The 26,227-nt window shown below is 72.8% G+C and carries 20 protein-coding genes; 15 read left to right on the plus strand and 5 right to left on the minus strand.

Going from position 1 to position 26,227, the window contains the following annotated elements; translation table 11 throughout:
• Positions 1 to 144 precede the first annotated feature (144 nt).
• Positions 145 to 843 (minus strand): glycerophosphodiester phosphodiesterase, encoded by a 699-nt coding sequence (locus tag ACZ407_RS26720; protein ID WP_468132487.1) that lies wholly within the window; start codon positions 841 to 843, stop codon positions 145 to 147.
• Between the two features lie 20 nt (positions 844 to 863).
• On the minus strand, positions 864 to 1,889 hold the full coding sequence (locus tag ACZ407_RS26725; protein WP_468132489.1) for an adenosine deaminase: 1,026 nt from the start codon (positions 1,887 to 1,889) through the stop codon (positions 864 to 866).
• A 107-nt stretch (positions 1,890 to 1,996) separates the two neighbouring features.
• Between ACZ407_RS26725 and ACZ407_RS26730 the strand changes: the two genes are divergently transcribed.
• Complete coding sequence (locus tag ACZ407_RS26730) at positions 1,997 to 3,178, plus strand: DUF4190 domain-containing protein (RefSeq protein WP_468132491.1); 1,182 nt, start codon at positions 1,997 to 1,999, stop codon at positions 3,176 to 3,178.
• A gap of 80 nt (positions 3,179 to 3,258) precedes the next feature.
• On the opposite strand, the gene ACZ407_RS26735 is transcribed toward ACZ407_RS26730, so the two are convergent.
• A complete protein-coding gene (locus ACZ407_RS26735) occupies positions 3,259 to 3,822 on the minus strand; it encodes an NADAR family protein (RefSeq protein ID WP_468132599.1) in 564 nt (187 codons plus the stop codon).
• Between the two features lie 174 nt (positions 3,823 to 3,996).
• On the opposite strand from ACZ407_RS26735, the gene ACZ407_RS26740 reads away from it, so the two are divergent.
• The 7 genes from ACZ407_RS26740 to ACZ407_RS26770 all read left to right on the plus strand — a co-directional run bounded on the left by ACZ407_RS26740 (position 3,997) and on the right by ACZ407_RS26770 (position 11,799).
• Positions 3,997 to 5,511, plus strand: coding sequence for a gamma-aminobutyraldehyde dehydrogenase (locus ACZ407_RS26740; RefSeq protein WP_468132493.1), 1,515 nt, complete (start codon positions 3,997 to 3,999; stop codon positions 5,509 to 5,511).
• 50 nt (positions 5,512 to 5,561) lie between these two features.
• The gene (locus ACZ407_RS26745) at positions 5,562 to 6,812 is read left to right on the plus strand and encodes a polyamine ABC transporter substrate-binding protein (RefSeq protein WP_468132495.1); all 1,251 of its coding nucleotides are present in this window, start codon (positions 5,562 to 5,564) and stop codon (positions 6,810 to 6,812) included.
• A gap of 47 nt (positions 6,813 to 6,859) precedes the next feature.
• A complete protein-coding gene (locus ACZ407_RS26750) occupies positions 6,860 to 8,008 on the plus strand; it encodes an ABC transporter ATP-binding protein (protein WP_468132497.1) in 1,149 nt (382 codons plus the stop codon).
• The gene (locus tag ACZ407_RS26755; RefSeq protein ID WP_468132499.1) at positions 8,005 to 8,916 is read left to right on the plus strand and encodes an ABC transporter permease; all 912 of its coding nucleotides are present in this window, start codon (positions 8,005 to 8,007) and stop codon (positions 8,914 to 8,916) included. The genes ACZ407_RS26750 and ACZ407_RS26755 overlap by 4 nt, the downstream gene beginning before the upstream one ends.
• On the plus strand, positions 8,916 to 9,719 hold the full coding sequence (locus tag ACZ407_RS26760; RefSeq protein ID WP_468132501.1) for an ABC transporter permease: 804 nt from the start codon (positions 8,916 to 8,918) through the stop codon (positions 9,717 to 9,719). Before ACZ407_RS26755 ends, ACZ407_RS26760 begins: the two co-directional genes overlap by 1 nt.
• A 29-nt stretch (positions 9,720 to 9,748) precedes the next feature.
• Positions 9,749 to 11,167, plus strand: coding sequence for an NAD(P)/FAD-dependent oxidoreductase (locus tag ACZ407_RS26765; RefSeq protein WP_468132503.1), 1,419 nt, complete (start codon positions 9,749 to 9,751; stop codon positions 11,165 to 11,167).
• A gap of 176 nt (positions 11,168 to 11,343) precedes the next feature.
• Positions 11,344 to 11,799 (plus strand): hypothetical protein, encoded by a 456-nt coding sequence (locus tag ACZ407_RS26770; protein ID WP_468132505.1) that lies wholly within the window; start codon positions 11,344 to 11,346, stop codon positions 11,797 to 11,799.
• Positions 11,800 to 11,854: 55 nt separating this feature from the next.
• Here ACZ407_RS26770 and ACZ407_RS26775 read toward each other — a convergent pair whose 3' ends face one another.
• Positions 11,855 to 12,655 carry a phosphatase PAP2 family protein gene (locus ACZ407_RS26775; protein ID WP_468132507.1) on the minus strand — a complete coding sequence of 267 codons (801 nt, stop codon included), beginning with the start codon at positions 12,653 to 12,655 and terminating at the stop codon, positions 11,855 to 11,857.
• Positions 12,656 to 12,798: 143 nt separating this feature from the next.
• Positions 12,799 to 14,133 carry a 4-aminobutyrate--2-oxoglutarate transaminase gene (gene gabT, locus ACZ407_RS26780; protein ID WP_468132509.1) on the minus strand — a complete coding sequence of 445 codons (1,335 nt, stop codon included), beginning with the start codon at positions 14,131 to 14,133 and terminating at the stop codon, positions 12,799 to 12,801.
• 247 nt (positions 14,134 to 14,380) lie between these two features.
• Between gabT and ACZ407_RS26785 the strand changes: the two genes are divergently transcribed.
• From ACZ407_RS26785 to ispG, 7 genes are all read left to right on the plus strand, one after another.
• On the plus strand, positions 14,381 to 16,771 hold the full coding sequence (locus tag ACZ407_RS26785; RefSeq protein WP_468132511.1) for an ATP/GTP-binding protein: 2,391 nt from the start codon (positions 14,381 to 14,383) through the stop codon (positions 16,769 to 16,771).
• Positions 16,772 to 16,881: 110 nt separating this feature from the next.
• Positions 16,882 to 18,504: a PucR family transcriptional regulator gene (locus tag ACZ407_RS26790; protein WP_468132513.1), complete on the plus strand. Its 1,623-nt coding sequence runs from the start codon at positions 16,882 to 16,884 to the stop codon at positions 18,502 to 18,504.
• Between the two features lie 148 nt (positions 18,505 to 18,652).
• Positions 18,653 to 20,098 carry an aldehyde dehydrogenase family protein gene (locus ACZ407_RS26795; RefSeq protein WP_468132515.1) on the plus strand — a complete coding sequence of 482 codons (1,446 nt, stop codon included), beginning with the start codon at positions 18,653 to 18,655 and terminating at the stop codon, positions 20,096 to 20,098.
• Between the two features lie 163 nt (positions 20,099 to 20,261).
• A complete protein-coding gene (locus ACZ407_RS26800) occupies positions 20,262 to 22,205 on the plus strand; it encodes an acyl-CoA dehydrogenase family protein (RefSeq protein WP_468132517.1) in 1,944 nt (647 codons plus the stop codon).
• A 51-nt stretch (positions 22,206 to 22,256) separates the two neighbouring features.
• A complete protein-coding gene (gene dxr, locus ACZ407_RS26805; RefSeq protein WP_468132519.1) occupies positions 22,257 to 23,507 on the plus strand; it encodes a 1-deoxy-D-xylulose-5-phosphate reductoisomerase in 1,251 nt (416 codons plus the stop codon).
• Positions 23,504 to 24,805, plus strand: a complete 1,302-nt coding sequence (locus ACZ407_RS26810) for a M50 family metallopeptidase (protein ID WP_468132521.1) — start codon at positions 23,504 to 23,506, stop codon at positions 24,803 to 24,805. Before dxr ends, ACZ407_RS26810 begins: the two co-directional genes overlap by 4 nt.
• A 176-nt stretch (positions 24,806 to 24,981) precedes the next feature.
• On the plus strand, positions 24,982 to 26,139 hold the full coding sequence (ispG, locus tag ACZ407_RS26815; RefSeq protein WP_468132523.1) for a flavodoxin-dependent (E)-4-hydroxy-3-methylbut-2-enyl-diphosphate synthase: 1,158 nt from the start codon (positions 24,982 to 24,984) through the stop codon (positions 26,137 to 26,139).
• Positions 26,140 to 26,227: the final 88 nt, after the last annotated feature.

The raw sequence follows: 26,227 nt of genomic DNA on the forward strand, positions 1-26,227 counted from the left end.
GTAGGTGGTGACTGGTGGCGGGACGTTTTCCGCCAACCCCTCGGCTCCTCCCGGCCCTCCGCAATAAGGGATCTTATGCGCACAGGTGGGGGCGGGGCCGCCCTGTCGGAGGCCGACTGCTTACGGGGCAGGGCCGAAACTTCCTCATGCGTCCCGCAGGCCCGCTTCGGTGCGGACCGCCGCCAGGGCGTCCGGGCGGTTCGTGGTGATGGAGTCCGCGCCCGCTGCGACCAGCCGCCGCATCGTCCGCTTCGTGTCGGCCGTCCACGCCGAGACGAGGAGCCCCTCCCGGTGCACGGCATCCGTGAGGCCCCGGCTCAGCAGCCCCCAGCGGTAGTTCAGCCAGCGCGGCGCCAGCGCGTCGATCAGCACCCGCCGCGGCGGGCTCAGGCTGGTCCACGTCAGGGCGATCTCCGCCCCCGGGTCGGCCGCCCGCACGGCCAGCATCGTGTCCGCGCCCGCGCAGTAGTACGTCCGCTCCCGCGCCCCGCACTCGCGCACCAGTCCGACCACCGCGCGGACGGACTCCGCCGTGGCCCCCGGCAGGTCGATCATGACCCGGGCGGCCCCGACGGCCATCAGGGCCTCCCGCAGGGTCGGGACCTCGCCGGCCGTGAGCTCGCGCAGCTGGGCCGCGGTCATCGCGTCCAGCCGCACCTCGTGCCGCCACAGCCGGCGCAGGTCCTCGTCGTGCATCAGTACGGGCACCCCGTCGCGGGTCAGCCGCACGTCGATCTCGACCGCGTCCGCACCCCGTGCGAGGGCCGAGCGCAGCGAGGGCAGGGTGTTCTCACGGGCGGCGTACGGGTCTCCGCGGTGGCCGACGGCCGTCAGGGTGCGCATGGGCCCATTCTGGGCGGTCGTCAGCGGGCGAGCCAGGCGGCGGTGTACGTGTCGATCTCCGCGCTGAGCTCCGCCTTGCCGGCCGGGTCGAGGAAGGAGGCCTCCACGGCGTTCTTGGCGAGCTGCGCGAGACCCCGCTCGTCGAGGTCCAGCAGCCGGGCGGCGACCGCGTACTCGTTGTTGAGGTCCGAGCCGAACATCGGCGGGTCGTCGCTGTTGATGGTGACCAGCACCCCGGCGGCCACCATCTCCTTGACGGGGTGCTCGTCGAGGTCGGCGACGGCGCGCGTGGCGATGTTCGAGGTGGGGCAGACCTCCAGCGCGATCCGGTGCTCGGCGAGGTACGCCAGCAGCTCCGGGTCCCGGGTCGCACTCGTGCCGTGGCCGATGCGCACCGCGCCGAGCTCGCGGATCGCGTCCCAGACGGTCTCCGGTCCGGTGGTCTCGCCCGCGTGCGGCACGCTGTGCAGGCCGGCCGCGCGGGCCTGGTCGAAGTACGGCTTGAACTGCGGGCGCGGCACGCCGATCTCGGGGCCGCCGAGGCCGAAGGAGACCAGGCCCTCCGGGCGCAGGTCCACGGCCAGCCGGGCGGTCTCGGCCGCGGCCTCCAGGCCGGCCTCGCCGGGGATGTCGAAGCACCAGCGCAGCACGACGCCGAGCTCGTCCTCGGCGGCCTTGCGGGCGTCCTCGATCGCGGCCATGAAGGCCTTCTCCTCGATGCCGCGGCGGGTGGAGGAGTACGGGGTGATGGTGAGCTCGGCGTAGCGGATGTTCTGCCGGGCCATGTCGCGGGCGATCTCGTAGGTGAGCAGCCGGACGTCCTCGGGGGTGCGCACGAGGTCGACGACCGACAGGTAGACCTCGATGAAGTGGGCGAAGTCCGTGAAGACGAAGTAGTCGGCGAGCGCCTCGGGGTCGGTGGGCACCTTGGAGTCGGGGTGTCGGGCAGCGAGTTCGGCGACGATGCGCGGGGAGGCCGAGCCGACGTGGTGGACGTGGAGCTCCGCCTTGGGCAGCCCCGCGATGAACGCGTGCAGATCGGGCATGAGGGCCTCCGGTCGAGGGGTAGGGGCGGTTCGGGATCATCGTAGGCAGGCCGGAGTGCCGTCGGGGGCAGCCCGTAGCATGGCCGTACGAGAGGGGGCCTGAACACATGTCCGACCAGCATCCGGGGCCCGAGCAGGAGCCGTCCCGGGACCCGTGGGCACCACCGGAACCGCCGAAGGTCCGGCTGGGCAAGGAACGGGCCGAAGGCCGGACCCCCGCGACACGGCCCGACCCCGACCCCGCACCGCCTGCGCCCGTGCCCGCGCCGGACTCCGCGCCCGGCCCGGCGCCCGCGGGCGCAGCGGAGCCCGGCCCGGCGGCCGCCCCCGCCGCCACGAGCGGCGCTCCCGCGAGCAACCCCGCCGCCCCGCCGGCGTACGAAGCCGCAGGGGGAACGCCGTCCGGTGCCCCCGCCGATGCGGCCGGTGCGCCCGCCGATCCGTTCGCCCAGTCCGCCGCCACGGGCGGGGCCCCGGCGGCCGATCCGTTCGCCAAGGCCGCCGGTGCGGCCCCCGCGCCGTCCGGTGCGCCCCTCGGCGGGCAGCAGGTGCCCGGTGGGGACTGGGTGCCGGCGGGCGGTTACGGCGTGCCCGGGGCGGGGGCGGGCCCGCAGGGCGGGGCCGGGGAGGCACCGAATCCGTTCGCGCCGCCCGGGCCGTCCGGTCAGCCCGGGGCACCGAACCCGTTCGCGCCGCCCGGGGCGTCCGGTTCCGCTCCGCCTCCGTATGCCGCGCCCGGGCAGCCCGGTCCCTGGGGGCACCAGCCGACGACGGCCGGGACACCCGGGGCCGGGCCGGAGGTTCCGCCGAACTTCATCCCGGCGTACCCGGTCCCGCCGCAGCAGACGACGCCGTACGGCGCCCCGGGCGCACCCGGGTACGGGTATCCGGGGCAGCCGTACCCCGGGCAGCCGTACCCCGGCAGCCCGTACGCCGGTCAGCCGGGCTGGGGTGTGCCGCAGGCGGACAACACGCTCGGCACGGTCGCGATGGTGCTCGGCATCCTGTCCGTGTGCCTGTTCTGCACCAGCTTCCTCGCGGTGATCCTCGGCATCTCGGCCCTGGTCTGCGGGGTCCTCGGCCGCGGCCGGGTCCGGCGCGGGGAGGCCACCAACCCCGGACAGGCGCTGGCCGGGATCATCCTCGGCTCGATCGGCACCGTCCTCGGACTCGTCCTCGTCGCCCTGCTCGTCGTCGGCGTGGTCAACGGTGAGGTGGGCGGGGACGAGGACGGGGGCACCCCCGAGCCGCTGGAGATCACCCAGGTGCACCGCCGGACGGCCGCCTGAGCCGCGGCCGGACACGGGAGCGGGAAGCGCGCGGGCCGCGGCGGGGCGACAAGCCCGCCGCGGCCTCCGCGCCCGGGGGGTCACCCCGCGCCGCCCGCCCCCGCCCGCAGCCGCTCGCGCGCCTCCATCAGGGCGAAGCCCAGCAGGTTCAGCCCGCGCCAGCGCGCCGGATCCAGCGCGCGCTCGTCGTCCGCGGCCAGGCCGATGCCCCAGATGCGGTCCATCGGGGAGGCCTCCACCAGGACCCGCTCCCCGGTGCCCAGCAGGTAGGCGGTGAGCTGCGGGGAGGAGGCGAACTTGTGCACGCTTCCGGCCACCACGATCCCGAAGCGCTCCCGCTCCCAGACCGGGCCGTCGAAACCGCGCACCAGCCGCCCGGCCTTCTTCGCCTCCGCCGGGGTCCGCGCGGACAGGGCGGCGGCCTCCGCCTCCGGGTCCCCGAAGAGCCGCGCCTTGCCGGCCATCATCCAGTGCTCGGCGGTTGCATACGTGACGTCACCGACGGTGAAGGGAGAGGGCCACCACTGGCTGAGGCAGCTCGGGCCGAGGGAGCCGTCCGGCCGCGGCCGGTGGCCCCAGAACGGCAGGTACTTCACCCGGACACCACGGTTGACCTGCTCGATCAGCTTGTCGATCTTCTCCATGCACGCGAGTCTGGCAGTCGCCACGGACACTTCGTACGGGATTTACGGATCGACGCGACACATGGTCGACCGATTCCGTCGCGTAATCAAAAGGCAACAACGGAATCACTTGGCGGAGACGAATGCCTCTGTCAGGATCGGCACTCAATTCGAGCTGGAGCTACGGAGAGCGTGATGGGCAACCGCTTCCAGGTTAAGGACCGCTTCGCAGACGGCGCGCAGTACATCGACGGGCGCCTGAGGTCCGGTACCTCGGGACACTCGCACACGGTGGTCGATCCGGCCACCGGAGAGGACGTGCTCACCTACGAGCTGGCCTCCACGGCCGACGTGGACGCGGCGGTCGCCGCGGCCAAGGCCGCCTTCCCCGCCTGGTCCGCCGCCACCCCCGGCGAGCGCTCCGACGCCCTGCACCGGCTGGCCGCCGTGCTCGCCGAGCAGGCCGAGGACTTCGCATTCGCAGAGTCGCTCCAGTGCGGCAAGCCGCTGAAGCTCACCACCGAGTTCGACGTGCCGGGCACCATCGACAACACCGCCTTCTTCGCGGGCGCCGCCCGGCACCTCCAGGGCCAGGCCGCCGCCGAGTACTCCGGCGACCACACCTCGTACGTACGCCGCGAGGCGATCGGGGTGGTGGGCTCCATCGCCCCGTGGAACTACCCGCTCCAGATGGCTGCCTGGAAGATCCTCCCGGCGGTCGCCGCGGGCAACACGATCGTGCTCAAGCCCGCCGAGCTGACCCCGCTGACCTCGCTGATGTTCGCCCAGGCGGCGAAGGAGGCCGGGATCCCGGACGGTGTGATCAACATCGTCACCGGTGCGGGCCGCACCGCCGGCGAGCACCTGGTCGGCCACCCCGACGTGGTCATGACCTCCTTCACCGGCTCCACCGCCGTCGGCAAGAGGGTCGCCGAGATCGCGACCGCCACCGTCAAGCGGCTCCACCTGGAGCTCGGCGGCAAGGCCCCCTTCGTCGTGTTCGACGACGCGGACATCGAGGCCGCCGCCCACGGCGCGGTCGCCGGCTCCCTCATCAACACCGGCCAGGACTGCACCGCCGCCACCCGCGCCTACGTCCAGCGCCCGGTCTACGAGGCCTTCGTCGCCCGCACCGCCGAGCTGATGGAGACCGTACGGCTGGGCAACCCCTTCGCCCCCGGCACCGACCTCGGCCCGCTCGTCTCCCACGTGCAGCGCGACCGCGTCGCCGCCTTCGTGGAGCGCGCCCGCGGCTACGCCACCGTGGTCACCGGCGGCGAGGCCCCGCAGGGCGAGCTGGCCGACGGGGCCTACTACCGGCCCACCCTGATCACCGGCGCCGCCCAGGACAGCGAGGTGGTCCAGTCCGAGATCTTCGGCCCGGTCCTGGTCGTGCTGCCCTTCGACACCGACGACGAGGGCATCCGCCTCGCCAACGACACCCCCTACGGGCTCGCCGCCTCCGCCTGGAGCCGCGACGTCTACCGGGCCGGCCGCGCCACCCGCGAGATCAAGGCGGGCTGCGTCTGGGTCAACGACCACATTCCGATCATCAGCGAGATGCCGCACGGGGGCTACAAGGCCAGCGGCTTCGGCAAGGACATGTCGGCGTACTCCTTCGAGGAGTACACGCAGGTCAAGCACGTGATGTACGACAACACCGCGGTGGCGGCCAAGGACTGGCACCGCACGATCTTCGGGGACCGATAGCAGCGCTCCGCCCGACCAGCGGACACACCACACCCGAAAGGGCACAGCGCATGGAGCAGTACGAGCCCGACCGCCTCTCCGCGGTACAGCTTGCCGCGATGCGGCGCAGCCTCGAAAGCGGCCGCGGGGCCCTGACCCGCCGCTCGCTGCTGCGCGCCTCGGGCGTCGGGGCGCTCACGGTCGGCGGCCTGGCGGGCCTGGCCGGCTGCGGGATCCCGCCCGCCAAGCGCGAGGGCGGCGACGCACCGGCCTCCGACGACCACTCGGCCCAGGAGAAGGTGATCAACTTCTCCAACTGGACCGAGTACATGGACATCAGCGAGGACGAGAAGAGCCGCCCCACGCTGGACGCGTTCGCCAAACGCACCGGGATCAAGGTCAAGTACACCGAGGACATCAACGACAACGTCGAGTTCTTCGGCAAGATCCGCCCGCAGCTCGCCGCCGGCCAGGACACCGGCCGCGACCTGATCGTGGTCACCGACTGGCTGGCCGGCCGCATGATCCGGCTGGGCTGGGCGCAGAAGCTGGACCCCGCGCACCTGCCGCACGCCTTCGCGAACCTGTCCCCGCAGTTCCGCAGCCCCGACTGGGACCCGGGACGGGCGTACTCGTACCCGTGGACCGGCATCTCCACCGTCATCGCCTACAACGCGAAGGCGACCGGCGGGAAGAAGGTCGACTCGGTCACCCAGCTCCTGGACGACCCCTCGCTCAAGGGCCGGGTGGGCTTCCTGACGGAGATGCGCGACACGGTCGGCATGACCCTGCTCGACATGGGCAAGGACCCGGCGCACTTCACCGACGCCGACTACGACGCGGCCATCGGCCGGCTCCAGAAGGGCGTGGACAAGAAGCAGATCCGCCGCTTCACCGGCAACGACTACACCGCCGACCTGGACAAGGGCGACCTCGCCGCCTGCGTCGCGTGGGCCGGCGACGTCATCCAGCTGCAGGCCGGCAACCCGGACATCAAGTTCGCGATCCCCGCCGCCGGATACATCACCTCCAGCGACAACCTGCTCGTCCCCGCCAAGGCCCGGCACAAGGCCAACGCCGAGAAGCTCATCGACTACTACTACGAGCTCCCCGTCGCCGCCCAGCTGGCCGCGTACATCAACTACGTCTGCCCCGTCGACGGGGTCAAGGACGAGCTCGCCAAGATCGACCCGGAGCTCGCGAACAACACCCTGATCGTCCCGGACAAGGCCATGGCGGCGAAGTCCCATGCCTTCCGCTCCCTCACCAGCGCGGAAGAGACGGCGTACGAAGAGAAGTTCGCCAAGCTCATCGGCGCCTGACGGGCGTTCCCGCTCCCCTTCCGACACCACCCTTGGGACCGCGACCCATGACTGACAAGACCGCAGGCGGCGATGTCCGCCTCACCGGCATCAGCAAGCACTACGGCTCCTTCACCGCGGTGCACCCGCTCGACCTGACCATCCCGCAGGGCTCCTTCTTCGCCCTGCTCGGCGCCTCCGGCTGCGGGAAGACCACCACCCTGCGCATGATCGCCGGCCTGGAGGAGCCCTCCACCGGCACCGTCTTCCTCGGCGACCAGGAGGTCACCCACCTCCCGCCGTACAAGCGCCCGGTCAACACCGTCTTCCAGAGCTACGCGCTCTTCCCGCACATGGACATCTCCGAGAACATCGCCTTCGGACTGCGCCGCCGCGGCATCAAGTCGGTCAAGAAGCAGGTGGACGACATGATCGAGCTCGTCCAGCTCGGCGAGCACGCCCGCAAGAAGCCGCACCAGCTCTCCGGCGGCCAGCAGCAGCGCGTCGCCGTGGCCCGCGCGCTCATCAACCACCCGCAGGTGCTGCTCCTCGACGAGCCCCTCGGCGCGCTCGACCTCAAGCTGCGCCGCCAGATGCAGCTGGAGCTCAAGCGCATCCAGACCGAGGTCGGCATCACCTTCGTGCACGTCACCCACGACCAGGAGGAGGCCATGACCATGGCCGACACGGTCGCGGTCATGAACGGCGGCCGGGTCGAGCAGATGGGCGCCCCCGCCGAGCTCTACGAGAACCCGCGCACCACCTTCGTCGCCAACTTCCTCGGCACCTCGAACCTGATCGAGGCCTCCGTCGAGGCCGCCGGGGACGAGGTCGTGGTCTCCGCCGCCGGCACCCGGCTCCGGCTGCCGGGGGAGCGATGTTCGACCACCCCGCGCACCGGCGGCAAGCTGCTCGTCGGCGTACGCCCGGAGAAGGTCTCGCTGGTTCCCGCCGAGGAGGAGCACACCGTCGCGGCCGGCCGGAACAAGGTCACCGGCCGGATCACCGCCTCCTCCTTCATCGGCGTCTCCACCCAGTTCGTCGTCGACAGCCCGGTCTGCCCCGAGCTGGAGGTGTACGTGCAGAACATCGAGCGCGACACCCGGCTGACCGCGGGCGCCGAGGTGGTCCTGCACTGGAACCCGGCGCACACGTTCGGGCTGGACGCGGCCCAGGACATCGACGCGGGCATCGAGACCGTCGAGGAGAGCGCGTGACCGCCGCCGCCCCGGCCGCCGAGCCCCCCGTCCACAGGCCCTCGGCCCGCAAGCGGCTGGTGCCGTACTGGCTGCTGCTCCCCGGCATCCTGTGGCTGCTGGTGTTCTTCGTCCTCCCGATGGTCTACCAGGCCTCGACCTCCGTGCAGACGGGCTCCCTCGAAGAGGGGTTCGAGGTCACCTGGCACTTCCAGACCTACTGGGACGCCTTCACCGAGTACTACCCGCAGTTCCTGCGCTCCCTGCTGTACGCGGGCACCGCCACCGTGCTCTGCCTGCTGCTGGGCTACCCGCTGGCCTACCTGATCGCCTTCCGGGCCGGCCGCTGGCGCAACCTGCTGCTGATCCTGGTCATCGCGCCGTTCTTCACCAGCTTCCTGATCCGCACCCTGGCCTGGAAGACGATCCTCGCCGACGGCGGCCCGGTGGTCGGCGCCCTGAACGGCCTGCACGTCCTCGACGTCACCAGCTGGCTGGGCATGACCGAGGGCAACCGGGTGCTCGCCACCCCGCTCGCCGTGGTCTGCGGTCTGACGTACAACTTCCTGCCGTTCATGATCCTTCCGCTGTACACCTCGCTGGAGCGGATCGACACCCGCCTCCACGAGGCCGCCGGGGACCTGTACGCCACCCCCGCGACCACCTTCCGCAAGGTGACCTTCCCGCTGTCCATGCCGGGCGTGGTCTCGGGCACCCTGCTCACCTTCATCCCGGCGAGCGGCGACTACGTCAACGCCGAGCTGCTCGGCTCCACGGACACCCGGATGATCGGAAACGTCATCCAGTCGCAGTACCTGCGCATCCTCGACTACCCGACGGCGGCCGCGCTGTCGTTCATCCTCATGGCCATCGTGCTGATCATGGTCACCATCTACATCCGCCGAGCGGGGACGGAGGACCTGGTCTGATGAGCGCTCCCGTGGGCTGGCTCCGCCGCAACCTCGTCGTCATCGCGGGTCTGGGCACCCTCGCCTACCTGACCCTGCCGAACGTCGTGGTCACCGTCTTCTCCTTCAACAACCCCACCGGGCGGTTCAACTACGCCTGGCAGGAGTTCTCGCTGGACGCCTGGAAGGACCCGTGCGGGGTCGCCGACATGTGCGGCTCCCTCTCGCTGTCCCTCCAGATCGCCCTGTGGTCGACGATAGGCGCCACCGTGCTCGGCACGATGATCGCCTTCGCCCTGGTCCGCTACCGGTTCCGGGCCCGCGGCGCGGTCAACTCGCTGATCTTCCTGCCGATGGCCATGCCGGAGATCGTGATGGCCGCCTCGCTGCTCGCCCTGTTCCTCAACATGGGCATCGAGCTGGGCTTCTGGACGATCCTGATCGCCCACGTCATGTTCTGCCTCAGCTTCGTCGTCGCCGCCGTCAAGGCGCGCGTGCTGTCGATGGACCCGAGGCTGGAGGAGGCGGCCCGCGACCTGTACGCCGGGCCCGTGCAGACCTTCCTGCGCGTGACCCTGCCGATCGCGGCCCCCGGCATCGCCGCCGGCGCCCTGCTCTCCTTCGCCCTGTCCTTCGACGACTTCATCATCACGAACTTCAACTCGGGCAACACCGTCACCTTCCCCATGTTCGTGTGGGGATCGGCGCAGCGGGGTACGCCCGTGCAGATCAACGTCATCGGCACGGCGATGTTCGTCATCGCGGTGCTGGTGGTCCTCGCCGGCCAGGTCGTGACCAGCCGGCGGAAGAAGCAGCAGCACTGAGCAAGCAGTTCCGTAAGGAGTTGGAAACCATGGCCCCAGTCGCCATGCGTACCGTTGCCTCATCCCTTTCCGAAGCACTGCCGGTCTCGTACTGGCTCGACGACCCCGGCAAGCCCGCCCCGCTGCCCGCCCTCACCGGGGACGAGCACTGCGACCTCCTGGTCATCGGCGGCGGCTACAGCGGACTGTGGACCGCGCTCCTGGCCAAGGAGCGCGACCCGCAGCGGGACGTGGTCCTCATCGAGAGCCGCGAGGTGGGCTGGGCCGCCTCCGGCCGCAACGGCGGCTTCTGCGCCGCCTCCCTCACCCACGGGCTCTACAACGGGCTGACCCGCTGGCCCGGCGAGCTCGCCAGGCTGGAGGAGCTGGGGGCCCGCAACCTCGACGAGATCGAGGCGGCGGTGGCCCGCTACGGCATCGACTGCGACTTCGAGCGCACCGGTGAGATCGACGTGGCCACCGAGCCCCACCAGGTGGAGGAGCTCAGGGAACTGCACGCCGAGGCCGAACGCCTGGGCCTGGCCGGCGGGTACGAGTTCCTCGACCGCGACGCGCTGCGCGCCGAGATCGACTCGCCCACCTTCCTCGGCGGGCTGTGGGACCGGGACGGCGTGGCCATGCTCAACCCGGCGCGGCTGGCCTGGGGCCTCAAGGAGGCCTGCCTCGGCCTCGGGGTGCGGATCTACGAGAACACCCGCGGGCTGAGCCTGAAGTCCAGCGGGCCCGGCATGGCCGTGGGCACCCCGTACGGCCGGATCCTGGCCCGCCGGGTGGCCCTCGGCACCAACATCTTCCCCTCCCTGGTCAAGCGCATCCGGCCGTACACCGTGCCGGTCTACGACTACGCGCTGATGACCGAGCCGCTCAGCCCGGAGCAGCTCGACGCGGTCGGCTGGAAGAAGCGGCAGGGGCTGGGCGACAGCGCCAACCAGTTCCACTACTTCCGGATCACCCCGGACCACCGCATCCTGTGGGGCGGCTACGACGCCATCTATCCGTACGGCGGCAAGCTGGACTCGGAGTACGACCACCGTCCCGAGACCTACCTGAAGCTCGCCGGGCACTTCTTCCACTGCTTCCCGCAGCTGGAGGGGATCCGCTTCAGCCACGCCTGGGGCGGCGCGATCGACACCTGCTCGCGCTTCTCGGCCTTCTTCGGCACCGCGCACTCCGGCAAGGTCGCGTACGCCGCCGGGTACACCGGGCTCGGGGTCGGCGCGACGCGCTTCGGCGCGGACGTCATGCTCGACATGCTCGCCGGGGAGCGCACGGAGCGGACCGAGCTGGAGATGGTCCGCAAGAAGCCGATGCCCTTCCCGCCGGAGCCCTTCAAGTGGACCGGCATCTCGCTCACCAAGTGGTCGCTGGCCCGGGCGGACGAGCGGGCCGGGCGGCGCAACCTCTGGCTGAAGACGCTGGACCGCTTCGGCCTCGGGTTCGACAGCTGATCCCACTCGACAGCTGATCCGATCATCCAGGGTGGTGCGCCCCCGTCCGCGGGGCGCACCACCCCGGCGCGTCCGCGATCCCCCGCACCACCGGACGCCGTCCCAACCCGCGTCACGTTCCCGGCCCGGCGCGCTCTCGCCCGTAGGACTGCCTCTACGAGCAAGGAGACCGGGAGATGAACACAGCGGGGGCCAGGAGCGCGGTGGAATGGCTGGCTGCGGCGGCGCCGGATCCGGACGCCTGCCGCTGGGAGTGGGAGCGCAACCCGCTGGGGGTGGCCCTGCTGCCCGCCGGGCGGCGCTGGGACGTGCTGATCCTGCCGGGGGAGCTGGCGCGGCCCGCGTTCGAGGTGCTGACCCGGCTGGTGGTCCGGCACGGGCCGGTGCTCGCGGACTTCGGGGAGGACCGGCTGGGCTTCTTCGTCCCGGCGGGGACGGCGGCGCGGTGGCTGGGCACGGGGGTCCGGGCGGCCGGGACCGGGACGTGGATCGCGGTGCCGCACCCGGCGCGCGGGGCGGGCGGGGTCCACTGGGTGGTCCCCCCGGACGGCTCCGGCCTCCTGACCGATCCGGTCCTGCTGGAACTGGCGATGCACGAAGCGGCGGCCCGGTCCGCCGACGACCCCCTGTAACGGGGCCGCGCCCCGGCCGGGACTCCGTGCCCGGCGGCTGGATGCCGGCGGCGAATCAAGCCTCGCCGGCGGGTGAGGCGCGGGGTCCGGGGCGGAGCCCCGGGAGGGGGGAGAGCAGGATCCCGCCGAGGAGGAGGCTGGCCAGGACGTCCAGGGGCCAGTGGAAGCCGCGCAGGACCAGGCCCACCGCGGTGGCGGCCGTGAGGAGGAGGGCGGCGGGGAGGGGCCAGGCCCGGCGGACGTACGGCCGTACGAGCAGCGCCGCACCGACGTACGCGACCGCCGCCGTGGCCGTGTGCCCCGACGGGTAGTAGCCGGCGGCCCACGGCTCCAGCGGACCCGGCCGCCCCGTCCACTCCTTCAGCGGCACGATCACCGCCGGGACCAGGGCCATCGCCAGCCCGGCGGCCAGCGGGGCCCGCACGCCGTGCCCGAGGCCCCGCCCGCGCCAGGCCGCGTACGCCATCGCCAGGGCCAGGACGGGCACCGCGACCGGCACGTTGCCGAGGTCCGCGAGCCGCTCGGTCACCGCGTCCGGCACGGTGCGCACCAGGGCGCGGCTGAGGCGCTCGTCCGGGCCGAGCAGCGGGCCCGAGACCAGGACCTGCCAGGTCGTCAGGGCGAAGAGGGCCAGAGCGGCGAGCACCGCGAGGAGGAGGTGGGCCGGCCGTCCCGGAACAGGGGGGATGGTTCCGGGACGGCCGGCCGGACCGGTCTGCCGTGCGCCCCGGGGGGTGTGGGGCGGACGGCCGTCCGATCGGTGAGGAGTGTGCGCGAGCGCACGTCCGGTACGGAGCTGGGGAAGCCCGGTGCCGGTGTCGCCCGCAGTGCCCTGCGGGCGAGTTGTTTCACTCATCTGCAGAAACCGTACGGCAGTGGAAAGGGGACCGACAGCGGGAACGCGCACCCGCCATCGGCCCCCCACACCATCTTCACAGCGCCCGCCGGTTACCGGCGGTACCGCCCGATGGCGTCCGGACAACCGTTCCAGACGTTCGATCAGATGGCCGCGAGCGCGGCCTCGATGACGTCCAGGCCCTCGTTCAGCAGGTCCTCGCCGATGACGATCGGGGGCAGGAAGCGGAGCACGTTGCCGTACGTGCCGCAGGTGAGGACGAGGACGCCCTCCGCGTGGCAGTACTTGGCGAGCGCGGCCGCGGCCTCCGGGTTCGGGGTCTTGGCGGCCGGGTCCTTCACGAGCTCGATGGCGATCATGGCGCCGCGGCCGCGGATGTCGCCGATGATCTCGTGCTTCTCCTGCATGGCCGTCAGACGGGCCTTCATGATGGCCTCGATCTTCTTCGCCTTGGCGTTGAGGTCGAGCTCCTTCATGGTCTCGATGGAGCCGAGCGCACCGGCGCAGGCCACCGGGTTGCCGCCGTAGGTGCCGCCGAGGCCGCCCGCGTGCGGGGCGTCCATGATCTCGGCGCGGCCGGTGACGGCGGCGAGCGGCAGACCGCCCGCGATGCCCTTGGCGGTGGTGATCAGGTCCGGGACGATGCCCTCGTCCTCACACGCGAACCACTGGCCGGTGCGGCAGAAGCCGGACTGGATCTCGTCGGCCACGAAGACGATGCCGTTGTCGTTGGCGAACTTCACGATCGCCGGCAGGAAGCCCTTGGCCGGCTCGATGAAGCCGCCCTCGCCGAGGACCGGCTCGATGATGATCGCGGCGACGTTCTCGGCGCCGACCTGCTTGGTGATCTGGTCGATGGCCTGGGCGGCGGCCTCGGGGCCGCAGTTCTCCGGGCCGGTGGGCCAGCGGTAGCCGTAGGCCACCGGCACCCGGTAGACCTCGGGGGCGAACGGGCCGAAGCCGTGCTTGTACGGCATGTTCTTCGCCGTCAGCGCCATGGTCAGGTTGGTGCGGCCGTGGTAGCCGTGGTCGAAGACGACGACGGCCTGGCGCTTGGTGTACGCGCGGGCGATCTTGACGGCGTTCTCGACGGCCTCGGCGCCGGAGTTGAACAGCGCCGACTTCTTCGCGTGGTCACCCGGGGTCAGCTCGGCCAGGGCCTCGCAGACCTCCACGTAGCCCTCGTACGGGGTCACCATGAAGCAGGTGTGGGTGAAGTCGGCCAGCTGGGCGGAGGCGCGGCGCACCACGGCCTCGGCGGAGGCGCCGACGGAGGTCACGGCGATGCCGGAGCCGAAGTCGATCAGGCGGTTGCCGTCGATGTCCTCGATGATGCCGCCGTCCGCGCGGGCCGTGAAGACGGGGAGCACGGAGCCCACGCCGCCGGCCACCGTGTTCAGGCGACGGGCCTGCAGCTCCTGCGACTTCGGGCCGGGAATCGCGGTGACGATGCGACGCTCCTGCGGGACAGCGCTCATGGGGGCTCCTGGGGGGTTTCGGACGCACTTGTTCTTTGTCCGCAGGCTAGGCCCGGCCGGGGGCCCGAGGCATGCTCCATCAGGGAGTGGTGTCCGCGTGTCCTTGTCCGCTGCGGCCATAGGGAGTGCGCGGCCGCCCGTGCCCGGGCACCGCACGGCGGCTCGTGCGCGGGTCCCGCACCGCGGCCGCGCCCGGCGGCTAGATTGAGCGGCGCAGCAAGGGATCGCGGGCAGGGGGCAGGGGTTCATGGACACCGAAGGCACGTACGACGCAGTCCGGCGCGCGGAGGTACCCCGCCCGGCCGGGCCGCCGCCCGCGCTGCCGCCCCGGCCCGCCCACGCCCCCGGCGCGGGCCCCTCCCTCGCCGACTGGCTGCGGGTGCCGCGCCCCGAGGCCGAGCCGGGCGTCTGGCGGTACGGGCACGTCCCGCGACCCGACCGGGAGGTCCAGCTCACTCCCGTCCGGGCGCTGCTCAGCGGGGCCGCGATCTCCTTCCTCACCTGCGTCCTGGTGTGGTCGCTCGTCCACAACCACTACATCCCGCACTGGGACCTGCCGCTGCGGCTGTTCACCCCCGGCGAGTGGTGGACCGCCACCGGCGCCCCCGCCAAGGCCACCGGCGGCCTGACCGCCCTCGCCGTCTACGAGCTCCTGATCACCGGCGGCCTCCTCTACGGCTTCGGGCGGCTCGGCAGCTGGCCCGAGGCCTTCCGGCGGCTGGTCGCCGCCCGCGGCACCGCCGCCCGGGCGGCCTTCGCCCTCGTGGCCGCGACCGCGGTCTACGCCATGGTCCGGGCCGGCACCCTGCCCCTGAACCAGGTCGCCTACGGGTTCCTGCCCTTCGACTACACCCGGCCCGGCACGGCGGCCGAGATGCAGACCGTCATGCAGTACAACCAGGAGCTGATCGAGCGGGCCGAGCTCGTCGTCCAGGTGCTCCTGGCCCTCCCCTTCCTCTGGCTGGCCGGCCTGGCGGCGCCGCTGCGCGCCGCCCTGCGCCGGAAGGCAGCCGCCCCGGCCGGCGGCCCGGCCGCCGTCGGAACCGGGCCGGCGGCCGCCCCCGCCGCGCCCGCCGACCCCGCCGACTGGCCCGAGCTGCGCGCCGCCGGACTCGGTGCGGAAGCCGACCGGCTCGCCGCCGAGACCGGCTCCGGCCGCATGAACGACGTGGACTACGTCCGCATCCGCCGCGCCTGGCAGTCCGTACAGGCCGACCCCACCCGGCTGCGCGCCTTCACCGAGGCCGTCCGCGACCGGGGGGCCGCCGCCTGCGTGCACCCCTCCACCGCCCGCGACCTGCCGGTCCGCGCCGCCCGCCACGACCTCGCCGTCCGGCAGGTGCGCATCGGCGCCGCCGACCCCGGCGTGCGCAACCCCTACCCGCGCCGCGGCACCGGCCTGGCCCTCGACCCCGAGGTCCTGGGCACCTCCCTGCTCGCCGTCGGCCCCTCCGGCGCCGGCAAGACCCGGCACCTGGTGCGGCCCGTGGTGGAGTCCCTCGCCCTCCAGGCCCTGGCCGGGCAGGCCGCGGTGGTCGCGGTGGCCGCCGCCGGCACCCCGCTCGGCCCCGACGAGGCGTACGACGTGGTCGTCCGCATCGGGGACCCCGGCTCCGTCTACGACCTCGACCTGTACGGCGGCACCACCGACCCCGACGAGGCCGCCGCCCTGCTCGCCGAAGGCCTGGCCGGAGACGCCCCGGGCGAGGGCACCCGCCGGGCCGCCACCGTGCTCGCCCAGCTGCTCGGCCCCTTCCGCGCCGCCCACGGCCGCTTCCCCGCCGTCCCCGAGCTGCGCGAGCTCCTCGACGGCGGCCCGGCCGCGCACGCCGCCCTGCGGGCCGCCCTGGAGCGGGCCGGGGCGCACGCCATGCTGCGCGAGCTCGACGCCCGCGAGCGGCAGGCCGGGGCCGCCGGCGACCCCGCCGCCCTCCTCGCCGACCGGGTCGCCCTGCTCGACCGCCCCGCCTTCGCCGGGTTCTTCGACACCTCGGGCCGCGGCCGCCCGTTCTCCCTGCGCGCCCTGGAACACCCGCTGCGGGTCCGCATCGACCTGCCCGAACGCGGGCACGCCGAGGCCTCCCGGATGCTGGCCCGGCTGCTCCTCGCCCAGTTCGCCGCGAGCGCCGCCGCCCGCACCGACCGCTCCCTGTTCGCCTGCCTGGTCCTCGACGACGCGGCGCACACCCTCACCGCCGAGACCGTCCGCGCCGTGCAGCGGCTGCGCTCCGCCCACGCGGGCGTGGTCCTGCCGCTGCGCACCCTGGACGACGTACCGGAGCAGCTGCGCACCCCGCTGCTCGGGGCGGTCGGCTGCCGGATGGCCTTCTCCGGGGTCACGACCTGGGACGGCAAGCGGTTCGCCGAGGCCTGGGGCACCGAGTGGGTGGAGACCCGCGACGTCACCAGCCGGACCGTGTACGCCGACCAGCCGCTGACCCGCATGGTCAACTCCTTCCGCAAGCTGGTCACCGGCAAGGCCGTCACCACCGACGCGGTCACCGTGCGCCAGGTCGAGCGCGAGCGCTGGTCCGCCTCGGAGCTCGCGCACGCCGTGCCCGCCGGCCACGCCGTGCTCTCGCTGACCTCGGTGCGCGGGGAGCGCACGGCCCCGCTGCTCGTGGATCTGGACGGCTGAGGCCCCCACCCTTACGAGGTGGCAGAATCGAGCTACGGAGTTCATACGCCACGGCGAAAAGCCCGTAGCTCCCGCCCTGCCGCCACCTCCTGCCGAAAGCGCCGGTACCGATGCCGCTCACCCTCGCCTCGCTCGTCCAGCACTCGGCGCTCAAGCTGCGCGTCCGGGCGGGGGAGGACCGGCTGGACACCCCCGTCCGCTGGGCCCACGTCAGCGAGCTGGCCGACCCCGTCCCCTACATGGAGGGCGGGGAGCTCCTGCTGATCACCGCGATGAAGCTGGACGCCGGGAACCCCGAGGAGATGCGCCGCTACGTCCGCCGGCTCGCCGCCGCCGGGGTGGTCGGGATCGGCTTCGCGGTGGGCGTGAACTACGAGGACATCCCGCAGGCCCTCCTCGACGCGGCCCGCGCCGAGGACCTGCCGCTCCTGGAGGTGCCCCGGCGCACCCCCTTCCTCGCCATCAGCAAGGCCGTCTCCGCCGCCCTGGCCGCCGACCAGTACCGGGCCGTGACCGCGGGCTTCGAAGCCCAGCGCGAGCTGACCCGGGCCGCCCTGTCCGCCGACGGGCCCACCGAGCTCCTGAGCCGGCTCGCCGCCCACGTCCAGGGCTGGGCGGCCCTCTACGACGCCTCCGGGATGGTGGTCGCGGCGGCCCCCGAGTGGGCGGCCCGCCGCGCCGCCCGGCTCACCGCCGACGTGGAGCGGCTGCGCGAGCGGCCCGCCCCCGCCAGCGCCGTGGTCGGCGGGACCGAGGACCGGGTCGAGCTCCAGTCCCTCGGCACCGGCCGGCGCGCCCGCGGCGCCCTCGCGGTCGGCACCGGCGCCCCCCTGGGCACGGCCGAGCGGTACGCGGTGCACTCCGCGGTGGCCCTGCTCACCCTCACCACCGAGCGCTCCCGGTCCCTGCACGACGCCGAGGCCCGGCTCGCCGCGGCCGTGCTCCACATGCTCCTCGAAGGGCAGCACGAGCACGCCCGGCCGGTGGCCGCCGCCCTGCACGGCGGGCTCCTGGACGGCCCCTTCCGGCTGGTCCTCGCCCAGTCCACCACCCCCGAGCCCCTCGCCCTGCTCGCCGACGCGGTCGAATCGGCCGCCGCCCGGGCCGGCGAGCCCGTGCTCGTGGTCCCCGAACCCGCCGCCGGCCGGCTCGTGGTGCTCGCCGCCGACGGCGGGGCCGCCGTCCAGGCCTGCGTGGACCACACCGAATCCCTCGAAGGCGCCGACCCGGCCAACGGCCCCCAGGAGGACCTGGTCGTCGGCCTGTCCGCCCCCGCCCGCCCCGAGACCGCCCCCGAGGCCTTCACCCAGGCCGACCAGGCGCTCGCGGTGGCCCGCCGGCGCGGCCGCAAGCTCGTGGAGCACGAGGAGCTGGCGGCCGGCTCGGTGCTGCCGCTGCTCGCCGACGAGGCCGTACGGGCCTTCGCCGACGGCACCCTGCGCGCCCTGCGCGAGCACGACGAGAAGGGCCGCGGGGACCTCGTCGCCTCCCTGCACGCCTGGCTCTCCCGGCACGGCCAGTGGGACGCCGCCGCCGCCGACCTCGGGGTCCACCGCCACACCCTGCGCTACCGGATGCGGCGCGTGGAGGAGATCCTCGGCCGCTCCCTCGACGACCCGGACGTCCGCATGGAGCTGTGGCTCGCCCTGAAGGCCACCAGCACCCCCCTCCCGGCCTCCGCCCCCGCCGCCGCGGCCACGGGGCCGGCCGCACCCGGCGGGAGCGGCACTTAGCTCATCAAGGCGCCCGCCCGGACAGTGACAAACCGGAGCGGGCGCCCCGCAGGGTGCTCCAGAGCGGACAAGCGCCGAAAACGGCGGATCCCCCTACGGTGGGAGGGACAGGAACCCCACCGCACAGATCCGAAGGGCCGGGATTCGCATGACTTCCACCCACGCCTTCTGGCTCGCCGGCCGCCAGGCCACCGGCGAGGACAGCTTCGACGTCCACAACCCGTGGGACGGCCGTCTCGTCGGCACCGTCAGCGTGCCCACCGACGCCCAGGTCGAAGAGGCCGTGGCCGCGGCGCACGCCGTGACGGCGGAATTCTCCGCGACCCCCGCCCACGTGCGCGCCGCCGCCCTGGACCACGTGTCCAAGCGCCTGGCCGAGCGCACCGAGGAGATCGCCCAGCTGATCTCCGCCGAGAACGGCAAGCCCATCAAGTGGGCGCGCGGCGAGGTCGGCCGTGCGGTGTCCGTGTTCCGCTTCGCCGCCGAGGAGGCCCGCCGCTTCAACGGCGGCGAGGCCCAGCGCCTCGACACCGACGCCGGCGGCAACGGCCGCCTCGCGCTGGTCCGCCGCTTCGTCAAGGGCCCGGTCCTCGGCATCGCCCCGTTCAACTTCCCGCTGAACCTGTGCGCCCACAAGGTGGCCCCGGCCATCGCCGTCGGTGCGCCGATCATCCTGAAGCCGGCCCCCGCCACCCCGCTGTCCGGCCTCATCCTCGGCGAGCTGCTCGCCGAGACCGACCTGCCGGCCGGCTCCTGGTCCGTGCTCCCGGTCGCCAACGCCAAGATGCCGGCCCTGGTCCAGGACGACCGCCTGCCCGTCATCTCCTTCACCGGCTCCGACACCGTCGGCTACGCCATCCAGCAGTCGGTGCCCCACAAGCACTGCACCCTGGAGCTCGGCGGCAACGCCGCGGCCGTGGTCCTCGGCGACTGGGCCTCCGAGGCCGACCTCGACTGGGCCGCCACTCGCATCGCGACCTTCTCGAACTACCAGGCCGGCCAGTCCTGCATCTCCGTGCAGCGCGTGATCGCCGACGCCTCGGTCTACGACCGCCTCGCCGAGAAGGTCGTCGCCAAGGTCCAGGCCCAGGTCACCGGCGACCCGTCCGACGACGCCACCGACGTCGGCCCGCTCGTCTCCGAGGACGCCGCCAAGCGCGTCGAGTCCTGGGTGGACGAGGCCGTCTCCGCCGGGGCCAAGCTCCTCGCGGGCGGCAAGCGCGAGGGCGCCTCGTACGAGCCGACCGTCCTCGCCGACCTGCCCGACGGCGTGACCCTCGCCTGCGAGGAGGTCTTCGGACCGGTCCTGACCCTCCACAAGGTCGAGAACACGGACGAGGCCTTCGCCAAGGTCAACGACTCCAAGTTCGGCCTCCAGGCCGGCGTGTTCACCCACGACGTCCAGACGGCCTTCCGCGCCCACCGCGAGCTGGAGGTCGGCGGCGTGATCATCGGCGACGCACCGTCCTACCGCGCCGACCAGATGCCGTACGGCGGCGCCAAGCAGTCCGGCGTGGGCCGCGAGGGCGTCCGCTACGCGATGGACGACTACACGTACGAGCGAGTCCTGGTCCTGACCGGCCTCGACCTCTGATCTCGTACGTCCACATGGCCGACGGCCGGAGCCTACTGTGCGGGGGCTCCGGCCGTCCCCCTTTTCCCGGGCGGGCAGAACGGGTACGACTCACAGGTAGCACCAGCCGGTAATCCGGCGATCCGGTAAGTCATCCGACTTCGGCGGCGAGGTGAGTCCCCTCATGTCCGCAACACAGCCCGCACAGCCCAAGGTGACCGAACGCGAAGCGCGGCAGGTCGCGGAAGCGGCCCGGGAACAGGACTGGCGCAAACCCAGCTTCGCCAAGGAGCTGTTCCTCGGCCGGTTCCGGCTGGACCTGATCCACCCCCACCCGCTCCCCGCCGACGAGGACGTCCGGCGCGGCGAGGCCTTCCTCGCCCGGCTGCGCGACTTCTGCGAGCAGGAGATCGACGGCGCCCGCATCGAGCGCGAGGCCCGCATCCCCGACGAGACCGTCCGCGGGCTCAAGGAGCTCGGCGCCCTCGGCATGAAGATCGACCCCAAGTACGGCGGTCTCGGCCTCACCCAGGTCTACTACAACAAGGCCCTGGCCCTGGTCGGCTCCGCCAGCCCCGCCATCGGCGCGCTGCTCTCCGCCCACCAGTCCATCGGGGTGCCGCAGCCCCTGAAGATCTTCGGGACCCAGGAGCAGAAGGACGCCTTCCTGCCCCGCTGCGCCACCACCGACATCAGCGCGTTCCTGCTCACCGAGCCGGACGTGGGCTCCGACCCGGCCCGCCTGGCCACCACCGCCGTCCCCGACGGCGAGGACGCGTACGTACTGGACGGCGTGAAGCTGTGGACCACCAACGGGGTGGTCGCCGACCTGCTCGTCGTGATGGCCCGGGTGCCGCGCAGCGAGGGCCACAAGGGCGGCATCACCGCCTTCGTGGTCGAGGCGGACTCGCCCGGGATCACCGTCGAGCACCGCAACTCCTTCATGGGCCTGCGCGGGCTGGAGAACGGGGTCACCCGCTTCCACGGGGTCCGGGTGCCCGCCGGCCACCGCATCGGCCCCGAGGGGGCCGGCCTCAAGATCGCCCTCACCACCCTCAACACGGGCCGGCTCTCGCTGCCCGCGATGTGCGTGGGCGCCGGCAAGTGGTGCCTGAAGATCGCCCGGGAGTGGTCCGGGGCCCGCGAGCAGTGGGGGCGCCCGGTCGCGAAGCACGAGGCCGTGGGCGCGAAGATCTCCTTCATCGCCGCCACCACCTTCGCCCTCGAAGCCGTCGTGGACCTCGCCTCCCAGATGGCCGACGAGGACCGCAACGACATCCGGATCGAGGCCGCCCTCGCCAAGCTCTACGGCAGCGAGATGGCCTGCCTGATGGCCGACGAACTGGTCCAGATCCGCGGCGGCCGGGGCTTCGAGACCGCCGAGTCCCTCGCCGCCCGCGGGGAGCGGGCCGTACCTGCCGAGCAGATGCTCCGCGACCTGCGCATCAACCGGATCTTCGAGGGCTCCACCGAGATCATGCACCTGCTGATCGCCCGCGAGGCCGTGGACGCGCACCTCTCGGTGGCCGGGGACCTCATCGACCCGGACAAGGACCTGGGGGACAAGGCGAAGGCGGGGGCCCGGGCCGCGGGCTTCTACGCCCGCTGGCTGCCGAAGCTGGCCGCCGGCCCCGGGCAGCTGCCCGGCACCTTCCGCGAGTTCCACCCGCGCGGGCACACCGACCTCTCCCCGCACCTGCGCTACGTCGAGCGCAGCTCCCGCCGGCTCGCCCGCTCCACCTTCTACGCGATGTCCCGCTGGCAGGGCCGCATGGAGACCAAGCAGGGCTTCCTCGGCCGGATCGTGGACATCGGGGCCGAGCTGTTCGCGATGAGCGCGGCCTGCGTGCGGGCCGAGCACCTGCGGGCCTCCGGGGACCACGGCCGGGAGGCCTACCAGCTCGCGGACGCCTTCTGCCGGCAGTCCCGGCTGCGGGTGGAGGAGCTCTTCGGGCGGCTCTGGGCGAACACCGACGACCTCGACCGCAAGGTGGTCGACGGGGTGCTGTCGGGCACGTACGCCTGGCTCGAACAGGGCGTCATCGACCCCTCGGGCGAGGGCCCGTGGATCGCCGACGCCACCCCCGGCCCGTCCCGCCACAAGAACGTCCACCGCCCGATCCGCTGAACCCGGGGAGGCCCGGTCACGAGGAGTGCGGGCACCGGCAACAATGGGGGGATGAGCGACAGCCCAGCCCCCCTCGCCGACCCGCACCTCCTCTTCGACGCCGCGGACGGCCGCCGGGACATCGTGGTCCTCGGCTCCACCGGGTCCATCGGGACCCAGGCCGTGGACCTGGTCCTGCGCAACCCCGACCGCTTCCGGGTGACCGGTCTGTCCGCGGCCGGCGGCCGGGTGGGCCTGCTCGCCGAGCAGGCCCGCCTGCTGCGCGTCGCCACGGTGGCCGTGGCCGACGAGGCGGCCGTGCCGGCCCTGCGCGAGGCCCTCGCCGCGCAGTACGCCGGCGAGCCGCTGCCCGAGATCCTCGCCGGGCCCGGAGCGGCCGCCGAGCTCGCCGCCTCCGAGTGCCACACCGTCCTCAACGGCATCACCGGTTCCATCGGCCTCGCGCCCACCCTGGCGGCCCTGGAAGCCGGGCGGACCCTCGCCCTCGCCAACAAGGAGTCGCTGATCGTCGGCGGCCCGCTGGTGAAGGCCCTGGCCAAGCCCGGCCAGATCATTCCGGTGGACTCCGAGCACGCGGCCCTCTTCCAGGCCCTCGCCGCGGGCACCCGCGCCGACGTCCGCAAGCTCGTGGTCACCGCCTCCGGCGGCCCGTTCCGCGGCCGCACCCGCGCCGAGCTGGCGCAGGTCACCGTCGAGGACGCGCTCGCCCACCCGACCTGGGCGATGGGCCCGGTGATCACCGTGAACTCGGCCACCCTCGTCAACAAGGGCCTGGAGGTGATCGAGGCGCACCTCCTCTACGACATCCCCTTCGAGCGGATCGAGGTGGTGGTCCACCCCCAGTCGTACGTCCACTCCATGGTCGAGTTCACGGACGGCTCCACGCTGGCCCAGGCGACCCCGCCCGACATGCGCGGCCCCATCGCCCTCGGCATCGGCTGGCCCGAGCGGGTCCCGGACGCGGCCCCCGCCTTCGACTGGAGCAAGGCCTCCACCTGGGAGTTCTTCCCCCTGGACACCGAGGCCTTCCCGTCCGTGGGCCTGGCCCGGCACGTGGGCGCGCTCGGCGGCACCGCCCCCGCCGTCTTCAATGCGGCGAACGAGGAATGCGTGGACGCCTTCCTCGCCGGTCGGCTGCCGTTCACAGCAATCACGGATACGGTCACCGCAGTGGTCGAAGACCACGGGATTCCGCGTACGGGAACTTCGCTCACCCTCGCGGACGTCCTCGAAGCGGAGACCTGGGCCCGGGCCCGGGCCAGGGAGCTGGCGGCGAAGGCCGCAGTGGAGGCGCGCGCATGACCCTTCTCATGACGGTCCTCGGGATCGTCGTCTTCGCGATCGGCCTGCTCGTCTCCATCGCCTGGCACGAGCTGGGGCACCTGTCCACGGCCAAGATGTTCGGGATCCGGGTGCCGCAGTACATGGTGGGCTTCGGCCCGACCATATGGTCGCGGAAGAAGGGCGAGACCGAGTACGGGATCAAGGCCATCCCGATGGGCGGCTACATCCGCATGATCGGGATGTTCCCGCCCGGCGAGGACGGCAAGGTCACCGTCCGCTCCACCTCCCCGTTCCGCACGATGATCGAGGACGCCCGCTCGGCGGCGTACGAGGAGCTCCAGCCGGGTGACGAGCAGCGGCTCTTCTACACGCGCAAGCCGTGGAAGCGCGTCATCGTCATGTTCGCCGGACCGTTCATGAACCTGGTCCTGGCCGTGGTGATCTTCATCGGGGTGCTGATGACCTTCGGCCTCAACACCCAGACCACCACCGTCAGCTCCGTCTCCGCCTGCGTGATCCAGCAGAGCGAGAAGCGCACCGAGTGCACCGCGAAGGACCGCGAGGCCCCCGCCAAGGCCGCCGGGCTCAAGGCCGGGGACAAGATCGTCGCCTTCAACGGGCGCGCGGTGGAGGACTGGTCCTCGCTCCAGAAGGACATCCGCAGCACCATCGGCCCCGCCACCATCACGGTCGAGCGGGCCGGGCAGCGCCTGGACCTGCACGCGAACCTGATCGAGAACAAGGTCGCCAAGACCGACGGCAGCGGCCGCTACGTCAAGGACCAGTACGTCACCGCCGGATTCCTCGGCTTCGCCCCGGCCGTCGGGTACGTCGACCAGTCCTTCGGACAGGCCGTCGACCAGATGGGGGAGATGTTCCAGGCGGGCGTGGACTCGCTGGTCGCCCTGCCCGGCAAGGTGCCCGCCCTGTGGGACGCCGCCTTCAACGGGGCCGAGCGCGAGCAGGACTCCCCGATGGGCATCGTCGGCGCGGCCCGCGTCAGCGGGGAGATCTTCAGCCTCGACATCCCGCCGCAGTACCAGCTGGAGTTCTTCCTGAAGCTGCTGGCCGGCTTCAACCTGTCGCTGTTCCTGTTCAACATGCTGCCGCTGCTCCCGCTGGACGGCGGGCACATCGCGGGCGCCCTGTGGGAGTCGGTGCGCCGGCACACCGCCCGGCTGTTCCGCCGCCCCGACCCGGGCCCCTTCGACGTGGCGAAGCTGATGCCCGTCGCGTACGTCGTGGCCGGCGTGTTCGTCTGCTTCACGGTGCTGGTGATGGTCGCGGACGTGGTCAACCCGATCAAGATCTCGTAGTCCGGACGGGCGCATACACCGTCGGGCCGGGGGCCGGGCACGCTTCGTGCCCGGCCCCCTGCGTTCGGGTGGCCCGGGCGGGGGGCTGCACGGGGCGGGCGCTGATTGGCGTAATCTCGAAGGCTGGAGCCCGCCGATATCGGGACCTTGATCCACACCTTGGGGTTGCACAGCAGATGACTGCGATTTCTCTCGGAATGCCCGCCGTGCCGACGAAGCTCGCCGACCGTCGGGTCAGCCGCAAGATTCAGGTCGGTTCCGTGGCCGTCGGCGGCGACGCACCCGTTTCGGTGCAGTCCATGACCACCACGCGGACCTCGGACATCGGCGCCACCCTGCAGCAGATCGCCGAGCTGACCGCCTCCGGCTGCCAGATCGTCCGGGTGGCCTGCCCGACCCAGGACGACGCCGACGCCCTCGCGGTCATCGCGAAGAAGTCGCAGATCCCGGTCATCGCCGACATCCACTTCCAGCCGAAGTACGTCTTCGCCGCGATCGACGCGGGCTGCGCCGCCGTCCGCGTGAACCCGGGCAACATCAAGCAGTTCGACGACAAGGTCAAGGAGATCGCGCGCGCCGCCAAGGACGCGGGCACCCCGATCCGCATCGGCGTCAACGCCGGCTCCCTCGACGCCCGCCTGCTGAAGAAGTACGGCAAGGCCACCCCCGAGGCGCTGGTCGAGTCCGCGCTGTGGGAGGCCTCCCTCTTCGAGGAGCACGACTTCCGTGACATCAAGATCTCGGTCAAGCACAACGACCCGGTCGTGATGGTCGAGGCCTACCGCCAGCTCGCCGCGCAGTGCGACTACCCGCTGCACCTCGGCGTCACCGAGGCCGGCCCCGCCTTCCAGGGCACCATCAAGTCCGCCGTGGCCTTCGGCGCCCTCCTCTCCCAGGGCATCGGCGACACCATCCGCGTCTCCCTCTCCGCCCCGCCGGCCGAGGAGATCAAGGTCGGCATCCAGATCCTGGAGTCGCTCAACCTGCGCCAGCGCCGCCTGGAGATCGTCTCCTGCCCGTCCTGCGGACGCGCCCAGGTCGACGTCTACAAGCTGGCCGAGGAGGTCACCGCGGGCCTGGAGGGCATGGAGGTCCCGCTGCGCGTCGCCGTCATGGGCTGTGTCGTCAACGGCCCCGGCGAGGCCCGCGAGGCGGACCTCGGCGTGGCCTCCGGCAACGGCAAGGGCCAGATCTTCGTCAAGGGCGAGGTCATCAAGACCGTGCCCGAGTCCAAGATCGTGGAGACCCTCATCGAAGAGGCGATGAAGATCGCCGAGCAGATGGAGAAGGACGGCATCCCCAGCGGCGAGCCGCAGGTCTCCGTCGCGGGCTGATCCGCCGCCGGCCGCCCGGCCGGCTTCCGGCACCCCGCCGGCCCCGTTCGCGCAGCTCGCGGACGGGGCCGGCGCGTTTCCCGGCTCA

This window comes from Streptomyces sp. NPDC030809, assembly GCF_055572195.1.